Below are 14010 nucleotides of genomic sequence, written 5' to 3'. Positions count from 1 at the left end.
AGATCAGCTTTCACGAGATAGGAGTGATGATGATGGGCAATCATACAGCCACCATTGAACGCGTACAAACAAAGAAACCCTTAGTGGGGTTTGTGCATTCCATTGAAACTTTTGGTTCAGTTGATGGCCCAGGTATTCGTTACGTTGTCTTCCTCCAGGGATGTCGGATGCGTTGCGAATTCTGTCATAACCCAGACACTTGGAATATTGGTGTCGGTGATGAGATGACCGTAGATGAAATTCTCAACGATGCCATTCGTTACAAGGCCTTTTGGGGCAAAAAGGGTGGGATTACCGTGTCCGGTGGTGAGGCACTGGTTCAAATCGACTTCGTCTTAGCACTGTTCAAGAAAGCCAAGACTATGGGCATTAACACGTGTCTAGATACCTGTGGTCAGCCGTTTACCTATAAGGAACCATTCTTCAGCAAATTTGCTGAATTAATGAAAGTGACTGACGTATCCTTGGTGGACATCAAGCACATTGATTCAGAACAGCACAGACGGTTGACAGGCTTTAATAACGAGACCGTCTTGGCCATGATCCAATACATGTCTGAACATAATTACCACATGTGGATCCGCCACGTTCTGGTGCCGGAACGGACCGATTACGATGATTATTTGCGGGATCTCGGACACTATATTCACACCTTGAATGCCATTGATAAGGTGGAAGTATTGCCTTACCATACGATGGGTGTCAAGAAATACACTGAACTGGGAATTGATTATCCGTTGGAGGGAATCGAACCACCATCCGCCGATCGAGTTAAGAATGCTGAAAGGCTTCTAGATACAGTCGCTTATCGCGGATATGCGAGTTAATCTCAGACTGAATTGCCCCACCTGTATGCAGGTGGGGTTTTTGTATACAGCTGTCCGGGCAATCGTGTAAAATAGATTGTGAGTGCGAAAGAAGGCGAAGTATCATGAACAATCAACAACTCAGTGCTGCCACATTTTTATTAACTGACCAAGATGATTACTCAGCCGACCAAGAGCGACTCAATCGGGCCATCATGCAATTCATCAAGGACCACTGGCATCATGATGAACACGCTGTATTCGTGTTAACGGGTGACGCCGGTACGGGAAAAAGTGCTGCGATTGCCCGGACTTTCAGTCACATTCAACGGTTGGCCCGGCAGAAGAGCGGATTCTTAGCGGGCAGCCAAAACAACTTGTTGGTGAACCATCAGGAGATGTTGAAGATTTACCAAGAGGTCGCTGGTGCAGATACCGTTTTACACAAAAAGGACTTCGCGAAACCGACGCCTTTTATTAATGACCATGCAAAGACAGGTGTCCGCAACGACATCACTTTCGTAGACGAGGCGCATCTGCTGCTTACTCAGCCAGATCGATTCAATCGATTTGATCAGCACAATCAGTTGACCGAGATTATCCGTCACAGTCGAGTGGTAGTCCTGGTCTTTGATCCGCATCAAGTATTGAAATTAAAGAGTTATTGGGACTGGCCCAGACTGCATGCGGTTATCGACCACTATCCCCATCAAATCTTTGATCTGAGTCATCAGTTTCGGATCAAGGGCGCTCAAACCGTCGCAGACTGGATCAATGCGTTTACTGCTGGCCAGATTTTACCGATACCAGCCACTGACCACTATGATTTCCATGTTTATACCGATGGTACACCGCTTTACCAACATGTTCGGATGGTTAATCAGCGTCACGGCTTGGCCCGGATGTTGGCCACCGCGGATTTTCCTTTTACCGTTTTTGGCAACAAGACGTGGTATGTCCATGCTGGTTCACTGCGGTTACCGTGGGACAAGATTAATATGACAAGTACGCCCTGGGCGCAATTACCAAAAACAATTAATGAAGTGGGTTCAATCTATACGATTCAAGGGTTTGATTTAAATTATGCCGGAATTGTTTTGGGACCAGCAATCGGTTATGATCCACACACCCAGAAACTGCAGATTCATCTCGATCAATACCAGGATACAGAAGCATTCAAAAACCGTTCCGATATTCCTGATTTGGCCCAGGCCAAAACGCAAATCATTCGCAATTCATTGAACGTCTTGTTGAAACGTGGACGATTAGGAGTTGGTATCTACGCAACAGATCCCAACCTGCGCCAGGCTTTAATTGAAGCCGCTCAGGAAAGTGGGCGACCATAATAAACAAGGAGGACAATGGGATGGCCAATGAGCAATTGACCCCAAAGTCATTGCGTTACTTTATCCAGTTGAGTCAAACACTGAATTATACTCAGACTGCCCAAAACTTAGGCATTTCTCAACCGGCCTTAACGCAACAGATCAAGAAGCTAGAAAAGCAATTTGGCGCGCCACTTTTTTATTCGGTGGGTAAAAAGATTTACTTGTCCGAGGCGGGAAATGCTTTGCAGACCGCGGCGACGCAGATCAACGACATTTTAAATAATGCCGCCGATCAGATTCAACAATTTACTCAACCGCAACGCGGCCATATCGCCCTCGGTATTTTATCATCCGCAGAGACATCCGTGTTTGAACGATTTGTGGCCACTTATTTGGGGCAGCATGATGATGTCACTATTGACTTATCATTGCTGAATCGGCGGGAAATTTGGGAGCGATTAGAGAATAACCAAATTGATTTGGCAGTGATGTATTTACCGGATGAAAACATCAAAAACTGGCATCTTTATCGGTCGGAAACCATCACGGCCGATGAGCTGCGGTTAATTTATCCCACTGATCAGGATTTAGGGGATGAAGTGGCTGTGCAGGATGTTCCCCAGCGGCGATGGGTGAGTTATCCGCGGGAATTTTACATTAACAGTCGTCTAACAGAATTATTCCGTAATGAATTAATCGATTCTCCAGATGTTGTGGTGACCATGATGATGCCGGATCAAATCTTTCGGATTGCAGCCCGGCGCGGTTATTATAGTGCACTCCCTGAAAGTTTCTTGAGCATGCACCATGATCCGCGACTCAAAACCGCGTCTTTTTCACCCAGACAAGTACTCGATCTATCGTTTGTGTATCGGCGAGAGAAAATTGCCATTCCCCGAATTCATACCTTCATGCAGGAATGGCATCGGTATCTGCAAGAAAGGGATTACCAGAGTCGGTTACAATTGGGCGATGCGGATTAAGGCGTGTTATACTGAATGAGAAATAACCATTGATGGAGGCTGAATAATGGCAAAAGAACTTGTTTTTGGACATCAAAACCCGGATACCGATGCAATTGCCGCAGCAATTGCATATGCGTATTTGATGAAACAAAAGGGGTATGACACAGAGGCCGTGGCGTTGGGCGAACCTAACGATGAAACCCGATATGCTTTGAATTATTTCCATCACGATGCACCGCGGGTCGTTAAAACGGTGGCTAATGAAGTCGATAAGGTCATGCTGGTAGATCACAATGAGCCGCAGCAATCTGCTCCAGATATTGCTAAAGTAACCGTCACCCACGTGATTGATCACCACCGGATTCATGATTTTAATACTGCTCAACCACTGTATTATCACGCAGAACCAGTAGGTTGTGTCAGCACGATTGTTTACGCAGAATATCAACAAGCGGAAGTCGCGATTCCCAAGGATATTGCCGGGTTGATGGCATCTGCCATTATCTCTGATACATTGTTGCTTAAATCGCCGACGACCACCGACAAGGATTGCCATGCGTTGGCTGCTTTAGCTGAACTGGCCGGTGTGGACCCTGAACAATATGGTCTGGCAATGTTAAAAGCGGGAACGAATATTGCGGACAAGCCGGCTGCGAACCTAATTGATGAAGACGCCAAGAGCTTCACGATGAACGGTCAAAATATTCGGATCGCCCAAGTGAACACCGTAGACTTGGCTGATGTGAAACCGCGGATCCCAGAGTTCAAGGATGCGATGGCGACTGAAGCAAAGAAGGATGCTTACGATCTTTTCGTTGTCATGGTCACGAATATTTTGAACTCTGATACACTGGCAATCGTGGTGGGCAACGACGCGGCTAAAGCAACCTTCGCAAAGGCCTTTAAGACGACGCTCACGGATGACACCGCCGCACTGCCAGGTGTGGTGTCACGTAAGAAGCAAGTGGTACCGCCGTTAACAGAGGCTTTTGGAGGTTAATCCAATGCAGCAATGGTCAATGCACCTCAATCGCGATCAATACGATTTACTGAAAGCGGGTTCCAAAACCGTCGAAATTCGGTTACGCAGTCAGGACGTGGACCAGGTCCAACCCACGGATATTATTCACTTTATCCCCACCCCAGCAAAGCCCAGTCAGTCAGACGAGGAGACACTGGCAGTCGTAACCGATATCAATGATTTTGATACTTTTGAAGAAGGTTTGCGGCATTTTCCGCCAGTTGCCGTGGGTTCGCCGGCCGGTACCAGCGTTCGCGAGATGGTGAATGCGATGTATACCATATACTCACCAGCGGATGAGGCCAAGCATGGTGTCGTATTCTTCACCTTGGATGTTGTGAAGCCAGAATAATCATGTTTTTGCCGCTACTGGTTGCCAGTAACGGTATTTTTTTTGCAAACAACGTATGAAAGTATGTTTCTGGAGCCGTTTTCCCTAGGTTTTACCGCTTAGGCGTGCTACCATTAAGTTGTGCTTAATCGTTTGTCAGAAAGGAGTAATGTGAATGGCTAGTGTGTTGATTTTGGGGGCTGGTTATGCGGGATTACGGACCGCTAAACTATTGGCCAAACATTCGCCACAACTGACTGTCACTGTTGTTAATAAAAACGCGTATCATTATGAATCAACGCAACTACATGAGGTGGCAGTTGGAACGAGGGAACCAGCAGATATCACATTTTCTTTGCGCCAGGCATTGCCGAAAAATGTGGATCTGATCATTGACGAGGTGGTCAAGGTAGACCGTGAAAAGCAGCAAGTTGAACTCGCCCATCACGAGCCGTTGTCTTACGATTATCTTGTTAATAGTTTGGGCTTTGAGTCGGAAACATTCGGCATTCCCGGTGCGGAGGAAAATGGGTTGCCGTTGATCGACATTCCAACGGCTCTAGCCGCGCGGGAACATCTCGAAAAAACATTGGCGCACTTTAATGAGAGTCATGACCCGAATGATTTGCGCATCATCGTGTGTGGTGCTGGTTTTACCAGTATCGAATACTTAGGTGATTTGGTTTATCACTTGCCTGCGTTGATTAATCAGTACCATTTGCCTGCTGACCAAATCAAGATTGATTGTATCGAAGCGATGCCGAAAGTGCTGCCCATGTTTTCACAGGATTTGGCAGATTATGCTGTCCATTATTTGGAATCCCATGGCGTCACTTTCCATACCAGCACGCCTATTACCGCAATTAATCCGGGAGTCGTCGAAAGTAAAGAGAGCTCATTCAAGGCTAATACGATTATTTGGACAACGGGTGTCAAAGGCAGTCACGTCATCGCGGATTCTGGATATGATCAGAAACGAAACCGGGTGGTTGTGCAAAACAACCTTTCGGTGAAGGACCATCCCAACGAATTTGTGATTGGTGATGTCTCGGCGGTTCCTGATCCGGATACCGGCCGGATGTATCCGACCACCGGTCAGATTGCCATAGCTCAGGCTGATGTTGCCGCGAGAAACATTCGGGCGTTAGTTGCCGGACGATCATTAACGGACTTTAAATTTCATAGTCTGGGGACCGTGTGCTCACTGGGACCGACCAATGGGGTCGCGGAGATTTTCATGATGGGTCACTGGAAGTTGAAGGGCCATGTGGTCGGACCAATCAAAAAATTGGTGAACGACCGCTCCGTATTGGAACTGTCCGATATTAAAACAATGCTTGAAAGTAACTAAAAAAGTTGAATGACACAGGGCGACTCAAGCACAGTGGGTTGGAAAAATTCAGTACCTCTGCCTTAAGTGTTGGCCTGTGCCGTTAGTTAAAGGGGGGATATTCATGATATGGGCTGCTAGTGTGTTGGATTTGTCGCGTTTTCAATTTGCGATGACCACAGTTTTCCACTTTTTCTTTGTGCCATTATCTATTGGATTGGCACTTGCAGTAGCAATCATGGAAACAATTTACGTCAAAAATAAGAACCCATTGTACAAGCGGATGGCAAGGTTTTGGGGCAAGATATTCCTATTAAGCTTTGCCGTTGGCGTTGTCACCGGGATTATCCAGGAATTCCAGTTTGGGATGAACTGGTCTAATTATTCTCGGTTCATGGGTGACATTTTTGGTGCGCCATTGGCCATTGAGGCCTTGTTGGCATTCTTTATGGAATCCACATTCATTGGGGTGTGGATGTTTACTTGGGATCGGTTCAAACCGGGCGTCCACGTCATATTCATCTGGCTCACGTGGTTGGGTTCCACACTTTCGGCTATTTGGATTCTGGCTGCCAATAGTTTCATGCAGCATCCGACTGGTTTTGAGATCAACACCCAAACCGGTCATGTGCGTTTAACCAGTTTCATGGCCGTCGTCACTAACCCGCAGCTATGGGTGGAATTTCCCCATGTTATCTTCGCGGCAGTAATGACTGGTGGCATGGTCGTTGTCGGCATGAGTGCGTTTGGCTTGCTGCGTAAACAGCACCGGACCTTCTTTACAAAGTCCGTTAAAGTTGGCGCATGGTTGGCCTTGGTTGGTTCACTATTAACAATCGGTGCTGGTGATATCCAAACCCGGTTCATCATCAATGATCAACCGATGAAGTTCGCGGCCACTGAGGCGATCTATGAAGATACCAAGAGTCCCGCGCCTTGGCAAGCCGTGGCGCTGATTAATACCAAGGATAAAAAGGTCACCGGCAGTATTGAGATCCCGTATTTATTATCGCTCCTGTCATATCATTCCACGTCTGGTTCCGTTAAAGGTATGAACACGATTAACAAGGAACTGCACGCCAAGTACGATAAAAAATTTGGCAGCGACATGAACTACTATGTCCCGGTGAAGACACTATTCTGGAGTTTCCGGTTTATGGCTTTAGCGGGCGTATTGACCGCGTTGCTGACCTTCTTGGCTTTGATTTGGAGTCGGGTTAAAAAGGACACTTTGGCTGATAAACGCTGGTTCTTATGGATTTTGGGTATTTGTACGTATCTGCCATTTGTCGGGACTACTGGTGGTTGGTTAATTACTGAGTTGGGCCGTTATCCGTGGGTCGTTTATGGACTGCAGACGATTGCTGACGCAGTTTCACCCACTGTGACTGCCGGGCAATTGTGGTTCACGAATATTGTTTACTTCTTACTGTTCTGCATGACTGGTGGCGTCATGATCTTTTACGCACGCCGGACATTGCATCAAGGTCCAGAAGACGATGCCCCGGTGCCAAGTGCTAAGCAGCCTGCTCAGGGTCACACGGCAGCAAAGGAGGCGTATGGCGCATGAGTATCTTACAATTATTGTGGTATGGCGTAATCGCCTTACTGTTTGCCATTTTCCTGTTTCTGGATGGTTTTGATTTCGGTGTGGGGATGGCAACACGTTTGATCGCGAAAACCCCAGCTGAACGTTCCCTTTATATGCGGGCGATTGGGCCCCATTGGGATGGCAACGAAGTTTGGCTGATTACCGCCGGCGGGGCGATGTTTGCGTCATTTCCGTTATGGTATGCCAGTTTGTTCTCTGGTTATTACATTCTCTTGTTCTTAACGCTGGTTGCTTTGATCCTGCGGGGTGTCTCATTTGAATTTGCGAGTCATGCCCAGACACCAAAGGAACTGAATGTCTGGCAGTGGGCAAACTTTTGCGGCAGTCTGTTAGCGCCATTCTTTCTAGGAATGATGTTGACAAGTTTAATCCAGGGTGTACCGATGGATGCCCAGGGGAATATCTGGGCTAACTTTTGGCAAGTCTGCAATTGGCTTTCGATCGTCGGCGGTATTGCGACTGTGTATTTCTCCTTCTTACATGGTTTGCATTTTCTGAGCTTGAAACTGCCTGCAGATGATTCACGGCGGATGCTGCATGTATCCAGTAAAGTTTACTGGATCGCTTATCCGGCACTGATTGTCTTCGTCCTGTTAGCATTCTTCCAAACAGACTTTTATCGGGCACGGCCCATTTCAACCTGGTTGATTACTGTGGTGATTTTACTCGCGACAGTGGCGGGGCACTGGGCTGCAACCCATGTTCGCGGCGGTATTGCCTTTATTGCCACGGGGATCACATTGGCTGGCGTGATTGCGTTCATCTTTAATGGCCTGTTCCCCCGCGTGTTGATTGCCACCAACCCGAAATACAGCATGTTGATCAAGGATGCAGCAGCTTCGCCCAAGACATTGTCCATCATGACCATTGTTCTGGTATGTCTTTTGCCAGTTGTTTTGATCTACCTTATCTGGAGCTATTACATCCAGCGCAAGCGTTTATCCGCACAGGATATTTCCACGGGTGAAAGTGGTTATTAACCGATTAACAATTAAAGGAGTCTTACTGTGATCGACAAGAGCCTTTTGAAATTTCCCCACATTCGCCAGAAAATGCTTTTATTAGCGGTGTTGTCATTCGTGCAAGCGGTGGCCATCGTCGGGCAAGCAGTGGGATTATCAAGGGCGCTCGTAGCGATTTGGCAGTTACAAAAATTATCAGCATTGTGGAAACCAATGCTGGTTTTTTTTAGTGCTTTTATTTTACGTCAGTTAATGGATGTGGCGAAGAACCAAGTCGCTACCCATTATGCGGATGCCAACGTTACGCGCCTGCGGCCAGTATTACAAGCGCATCTATTCGGGTTAGGTCCGGCATATTTACATCGTCATGGGACCGGCTCCATTGTGACAGTCCTGATTGATGGGTTGGATGAAGTGAAAACGTACATTCAAACCGTCCTGCCCAAAATGACGGATATGGTTTTTGTCCCATTGTTGACCTTAATTTACGTCACCTATGAGAATTGGTTAAGCGGTTTGGTATTATTCATCATGTTGCCGTTGATCTTTTTCTTCATGGCAATTCTAGGCCTTGCTGCCCGAGCAAAATCTAATCAGCAGTATGCCGATTTTACCCATTTGAACAACACCTTTGTGGACACCATTTTAGGATTGTCGACATTAAAGATGCTGGGAGTGGCCAAAGACTACGAAAAGGACATTTATTCCGTCAGCGAACGTTTCCGCAAAAAAACAATGAGCGTGATCAAAGTGGCTTTGACATCGACTTTCGCCCTCGACTTTTTCACCACATTGGCCATTGCGATCATTGCCGTTTTTCTCGGCTATCGGTTGATTGATGGGGGAATCGTCCTGTATCCGGCACTGGTCAGTTTGATTTTAGCGCCCGAATTCTTTTTACCTATTCGGCAATTTGGTGACGACTATCATGCCACACTGAATGGTAAAAACGCGTTGGCCCAGGTCAATAATGTATTGGCCGAGCCTTTACCAAGCAGTCAACCCACCATTTCATGGGCGGGGTGGCGACCGGATAGTACCTTACAACTGGATCACGTGAATTTTCGGTATGCGGATGCGGCAAAGGGGATCAACGCCCTGACAGACATTCAGATCCACGCCCAAGGTATGGAAAAAATTGCCGTTGTTGGTCGTTCAGGGTCAGGAAAATCCACATTGCTTAACTTGTTGGCCGGGTTTAATCAACCTGCCGCTGGCAGTCGAATCATGTTGGATGATCATTCTTTGAATGGTTTTAACACACCGGCATGGCAGGATCAGATTAGTTACATTCCCCAAGCGCCGTACATTTTCTCGGCAACAATTGCCGACAACATTCGTTTCTATGTCCCCCAGGCAACACCTGACGCTGTTCAGCAAGCTGCGGCCGGTGCCGGCTTAACGGATTGGTTAAACGAACTCCCTGAAGGATTGGCTACAATGATCGGTGAGGGCAACCGGGGGATCAGCGGGGGGCAAGCACAGCGGATTGCTCTGGCCCGGGTATTGGTTGACCGTCAGCGGCGTATTTTGCTGTTTGATGAACCCACTGCCCATTTGGATATTGAGACAGAGTACGATCTAAAACAAACACTGCTGCCGATCATGCACGATCATTTAGTGATTTTTGCCACCCACCGGTTACACTGGCTACCAGACATGGACCAGATCATTGTTCTGGAACATGGTCGCATCAGCGAGCAGGGAACGCTTTCCCAATTGCGCGGGCAGGGTGGGGCACTGGATCATTTAATTGCAGAAATGGGGGGAAAACAGCATGCACGATTCAAAGCATAAATCCGTTCGGCTGCGGGATTATATTCACGCCTGGCACGACGATCATTGGTTTTGGCCTTTCTTGAAGCAAAACAAGGGTTTATTGGCGATCATCTTTTTAGTCGGTCTGATCACCTTTGTCTGTGCCGCCGCCTTGATGTTTACCTCCGGCTATTTAATCAGTAAATCAGCCACCCATCCCTATAACATTCTAGCTGTATATGTCCCGGTGGTTCTCACTCGGGCATTTGGGATTGGCCGGCCTACCTTTAAATATTTGGAACGAATCAATAGTCATAATTGGGTGCTCGGAGTGGTCTCTAAATTACGGGTCCAGCTCTATCAGACGTTAGAAAAAGATGCCGCATTTTTACAGGAACACCAAAAAACGGGTCAAATTTTTGGCTTACTGGCTGATGACTTAGATCACTTAGAAAACTTTTATTTGCGCAGTATCTTCCCAACCGTAGTGGCTTACTTGGTGTGGCTAGTCGTGACCATCGCTGTAGGCATTTTTACTTGGACTGGGACAATCTTAGTCGCATGTGTCTTAGCATTGGTGTTGATTGTGACCCCACTATTTTCCCTGCGGGTAGCCGCCAGCGGTTATCAACTGCAGAAACAGCATAAAGCCCATGAATACACGACCGTGACGGAACACTATTTAGGCTTGGCGGACTGGGTCATTACCCATCGAAAGGACGCATTTATCACGGCCGGTGCTAAAGACGCGGCCGTTAATCAGCAAAGCGTGGCAGACCAAGAAAGGTTCCAACGGTGGCGTAATTTTGGTATTCAAGTTCTATTTGGCGTTTTAGCGATTGGATTAATCATCGGGAGTCAACATTTCCTAGGCACCTCGAAACAGTTGGCCAACTACGCGGCCGCAGTTGTATTGTCCTTATTTCCCTTGATCGATTGTTTCTTACCGGTGGCGCAAGCTATGGCCGAAGTGCCACTGTATTCTGATTCATTAGCCCATTTGAATGCTTTAACAGCCTCAGTGACTCAGCATCAGCCAACACCTGTAGCCCAGCAGCCATTGACCACCCCCATTGAGACAATTCGTTTTGACCACGTCTCCTTTGCCTATGGACCGGATCAACCGCAATTGTTGGATGACTTCAGTTTGACGATTCATGCGGGTGAAAAAGTGGCCATTTTGGGCCCGAGTGGTGAGGGTAAAACGACGATTCTCCAGTTATTACTGGGGGATTTAATCCCACAAGCGGGTACAATTACTGTCAATGACATCCCAGTCGCTGCATTGCAAGATGAACGTCCCACTTTGTTTGGGTACTTGAATCAAGCCCCATTTCTGTTCAATACCACAATTCGTGACAATATTCGCCTGGGCGCACCCGCTGCCAGTGATAAGCAGATCATGACCGTGCTGGATGATGTCGGGTTGGGATCTCTCGTCCAGCAGTTACCTGATGGCCTGGGTACCCCTGTGACCGAATCGGGGCAGCGCTTTTCTGGCGGTCAGCAGCAGCGCTTGGCATTAGCCCGCATTCTGCTCAAAAAAACACCCATTCTGCTGCTGGATGAACCGACGATCGGTCTTGATCCAGTGACAGAACAGGCGTTAATGCAAATGGTGATGCAGGTGAGTCGCAACCGAACCTTAATCTGGGTCACGCACCATTTACAGGGATTAGAAACGGCTGACCAGGCGATTTTTCTCACCAATGGCAAGATCACCATGGCTGGCAAACCAGCTGACCTTTATCGTGACAATGCTCGCTTCCAACAGCTGTATCAGTTAGATGTGGGCGCTTTGTAAAGTAGTGGCCAAGTATTCGGTGATTTGGACGAGGGGCCTGCGCGCAGGTTGATCCGGTAGTGCTGTGAGGGCCTCTTGGGCCGTTGCCAAAAACGATTCCGCCACACGAACTGTCTCATTCTGGATGTCGGGATGGCCCTGTAAAAAGACGAGAATATCCCGCACAGGGGCCTGATTGCGCAACAATGAGGTGAGTGTCGGGTATCCCTGCATACCGATCCGTAAGGGTAACGTGTATACGCCGGAGCTTAAATCACTGAGCTTGGGTTTGCCTGAATCCTGGCGCAAGCGGAAATCATCGATATCATCCAAAATTTGAAAAGCAATTCCCATATTTTCCCCGAAGATTGTGGCATACTGGTTTGTTGGCGCAGTTCCAGTTGCCAGCCATTCCCCAGTGCAGGCCGCTAAACCAAAAAGGGCTCCCGTTTTCCCACGGACCGTGGCAATGTAATCACTCACATCCGCTGTTAACGAATAGGCGTCGGCAGCTTGTTGCAGTTCACCAGTCAATATCCGCTGCATCACCCGGGCGTGGTATTGGGCGAATGCGATATCTGGGGCAATTTCAGTGACTAACCGAAAATATCGTGCTAGTAATTCATCCCCAAGATAGATCGCAGCATGATTGCCGTGGTGCATCTGCAGAGTAGGCTGGTGTCGACGAATGGGCGCTTCGTCTAACACATCATCATGAATCAAGGTTGCTAGATGCAGTATTTCAATCGCCGCAGCGCCAGAAATAACCTGCTTGGACAAGACTGTCGGTTCGGCTTGAGCCAGTTTAGCAAAGAGGATAGTCATGGCAGCTCGCCACATTTTTCCCGTCGTCCCCAGCGCCCTTTTATAATCCGCGGCGTAAAGAGGTACTGGCAGCTGTTGCGCCTGCAGTTCTGCTTTGACAGCAGCCAAGGCGGGCGCGATGGGGCCAAAATTAATTGCCTTAATCCCTTGATTCATCTTCATTACATTTTTCCTCGGTTCCTTACTCGAATATACTCACTATACCGAAAGACAGGAACCCTGTCGAGAATAGACATACCCAATCATTGGAGGACTCATGTTGGAAGCATTTTTCGAATTAGTGGAAATAAAAGCAAAAACGGCGTCATTTTTTCCCTTTCTAATGGGAATTTTGTACTGTCTATGGAATGTTCCGGATATACCGCTCGACTGGTGGAATTGGTTAATCTTTATCATCGCAGCCTTCCTGTTTAACATGGCTGTTGATGCCAATGACAACTATCAAGACTATCGGCGCGCATTGCATAACGGCGCGGAGAAATTTCGTTTGGAAACGAACGTCATTGGTACTCGCCACCTCTCTTTACGTCGCGTAGGGTGGTTAACGGTGGGGTTAGTCACAATCGCTGCGGGGCTTGGAATTTGGCTCGTCGCCAAAACGGGTTGGCCGCTTTTGTGGATGGGTCTCTTCTGCTTCTTAGTGGGTATCCTTTATGCTGCGGGGCCTTGGCCAATCGCCAGTTTGCCAGTGGGTGAGTTTTTTAGCGGATTTACGATGGGCACAATGATTTTAGTGATCACAGTCTATGTCGGTGCGGGTGCAGCAGTCACGCTGACCGGAAAGACGATTGGCGGTATCCTACTGGTCAGCAGTCCCTTGGCCTTCGCCATCGGGGCGTTGCTGTTGGCCAATAACATCGCCGATTGGCAAGAGGATCTCACCTTAAAACGGCACACCATTGTGTCCTACATTGGCCAGCGAGGCGGTTTGATCATGTGGTACGGTCTGTATACTGCCGCCGGAATGGGTTTGGTGACTGCAGTGATCCTGCACTATTTACCCGTTCTCAGTTTGTTGGCGTTTGTGTGTCTGCCAAAGGTCGTCAACAATTGTCGTCAGTTTGCCGCGCGCCCAGAAAAGAAACCAAGTTTTCACTTTGCCGTCCAAAACCTGGCAATCATCTCGTTATGTGTCACATTGGCCACTGCTGCAGGCGTTTTTCTCCATTTTTAAATGCGCTAATGCGTCTTCTTTGCAGTTGTGTTTCAATAACACAGATTAATCGGCTTGATTTCCAAAATATGGTAAGATTACTCTAACGGCGCAGATTTCGCGCAACTCAGTCAAT

Annotated in this window: 12 protein-coding genes; 11 read left to right on the top strand and 1 reads right to left on the bottom strand. The window is 47.8% G+C overall.

Annotation, left to right across the window (positions count from 1 at the left end; translation table 11 throughout):
* Window positions 1–32 precede the first annotated feature (32 nt).
* The 10 genes from pflA (at window position 33) to cydC (ending at window position 11917) form a co-directional block, all read left to right on the top strand.
* Window positions 33–827, top strand: a complete 795-nt coding sequence (gene pflA, locus FD09_RS02575) for a pyruvate formate-lyase-activating protein (protein ID WP_157053664.1) — start codon at window positions 33–35, stop codon at window positions 825–827.
* A gap of 104 nt (window positions 828–931) precedes the next feature.
* On the top strand, window positions 932–2152 hold the full coding sequence (locus tag FD09_RS02570) for a DUF2075 domain-containing protein (RefSeq protein WP_057818005.1): 1221 nt from the start codon (window positions 932–934) through the stop codon (window positions 2150–2152).
* 20 nt (window positions 2153–2172) lie between these two features.
* Window positions 2173–3117 (top strand): LysR family transcriptional regulator, encoded by a 945-nt coding sequence (locus FD09_RS02565; protein ID WP_057818003.1) that lies wholly within the window; start codon window positions 2173–2175, stop codon window positions 3115–3117.
* A gap of 46 nt (window positions 3118–3163) precedes the next feature.
* The gene (locus FD09_RS02560; RefSeq protein ID WP_057818001.1) at window positions 3164–4099 is read left to right on the top strand and encodes a manganese-dependent inorganic pyrophosphatase; all 936 of its coding nucleotides are present in this window, start codon (window positions 3164–3166) and stop codon (window positions 4097–4099) included.
* Between the two features lie 4 nt (window positions 4100–4103).
* Window positions 4104–4472 carry an ASCH domain-containing protein gene (locus tag FD09_RS02555; protein ID WP_057817999.1) on the top strand — a complete coding sequence of 123 codons (369 nt, stop codon included), beginning with the start codon at window positions 4104–4106 and terminating at the stop codon, window positions 4470–4472.
* 154 nt (window positions 4473–4626) lie between these two features.
* Window positions 4627–5802: an NAD(P)/FAD-dependent oxidoreductase gene (locus FD09_RS02550; RefSeq protein ID WP_057817997.1), complete on the top strand. Its 1176-nt coding sequence runs from the start codon at window positions 4627–4629 to the stop codon at window positions 5800–5802.
* A 103-nt stretch (window positions 5803–5905) separates the two neighbouring features.
* Window positions 5906–7351: a cytochrome ubiquinol oxidase subunit I gene (locus FD09_RS02545; protein ID WP_057817995.1), complete on the top strand. Its 1446-nt coding sequence runs from the start codon at window positions 5906–5908 to the stop codon at window positions 7349–7351.
* Window positions 7348–8373 (top strand): cytochrome d ubiquinol oxidase subunit II, encoded by a 1026-nt coding sequence (cydB, locus tag FD09_RS02540; RefSeq protein ID WP_057817993.1) that lies wholly within the window; start codon window positions 7348–7350, stop codon window positions 8371–8373. The genes FD09_RS02545 and cydB overlap by 4 nt, the downstream gene beginning before the upstream one ends.
* Window positions 8374–8400: 27 nt before the next feature.
* A complete protein-coding gene (gene cydD, locus FD09_RS02535; RefSeq protein WP_057817991.1) occupies window positions 8401–10152 on the top strand; it encodes a thiol reductant ABC exporter subunit CydD in 1752 nt (583 codons plus the stop codon).
* Window positions 10133–11917, top strand: a complete 1785-nt coding sequence (gene cydC, locus FD09_RS02530) for a thiol reductant ABC exporter subunit CydC (protein WP_057817989.1) — start codon at window positions 10133–10135, stop codon at window positions 11915–11917. Before cydD ends, cydC begins: the two co-directional genes overlap by 20 nt.
* Here cydC and FD09_RS02525 read toward each other — a convergent pair.
* Entirely contained in the window at window positions 11897–12883 is a 987-nt protein-coding gene (locus tag FD09_RS02525; RefSeq protein WP_057817987.1) for a polyprenyl synthetase family protein, read from the bottom strand. The two genes, cydC and FD09_RS02525, sit on opposite strands and share 21 nt — an antisense overlap.
* A 94-nt stretch (window positions 12884–12977) precedes the next feature.
* Between FD09_RS02525 and FD09_RS02520 the strand changes: the two genes are divergently transcribed.
* Window positions 12978–13895, top strand: a complete 918-nt coding sequence (locus tag FD09_RS02520) for a 1,4-dihydroxy-2-naphthoate polyprenyltransferase (protein WP_057817985.1) — start codon at window positions 12978–12980, stop codon at window positions 13893–13895.
* Window positions 13896–14010 lie beyond the last annotated feature (115 nt).

Source organism: Schleiferilactobacillus perolens DSM 12744 (assembly GCF_001435585.1).
GTDB lineage: Bacteria > Bacillota > Bacilli > Lactobacillales > Lactobacillaceae > Schleiferilactobacillus > Schleiferilactobacillus perolens.
The sequence above is the reverse complement of the archived record's forward strand: the minus strand, read 5'-3'. Positions and strand labels throughout refer to the sequence as shown.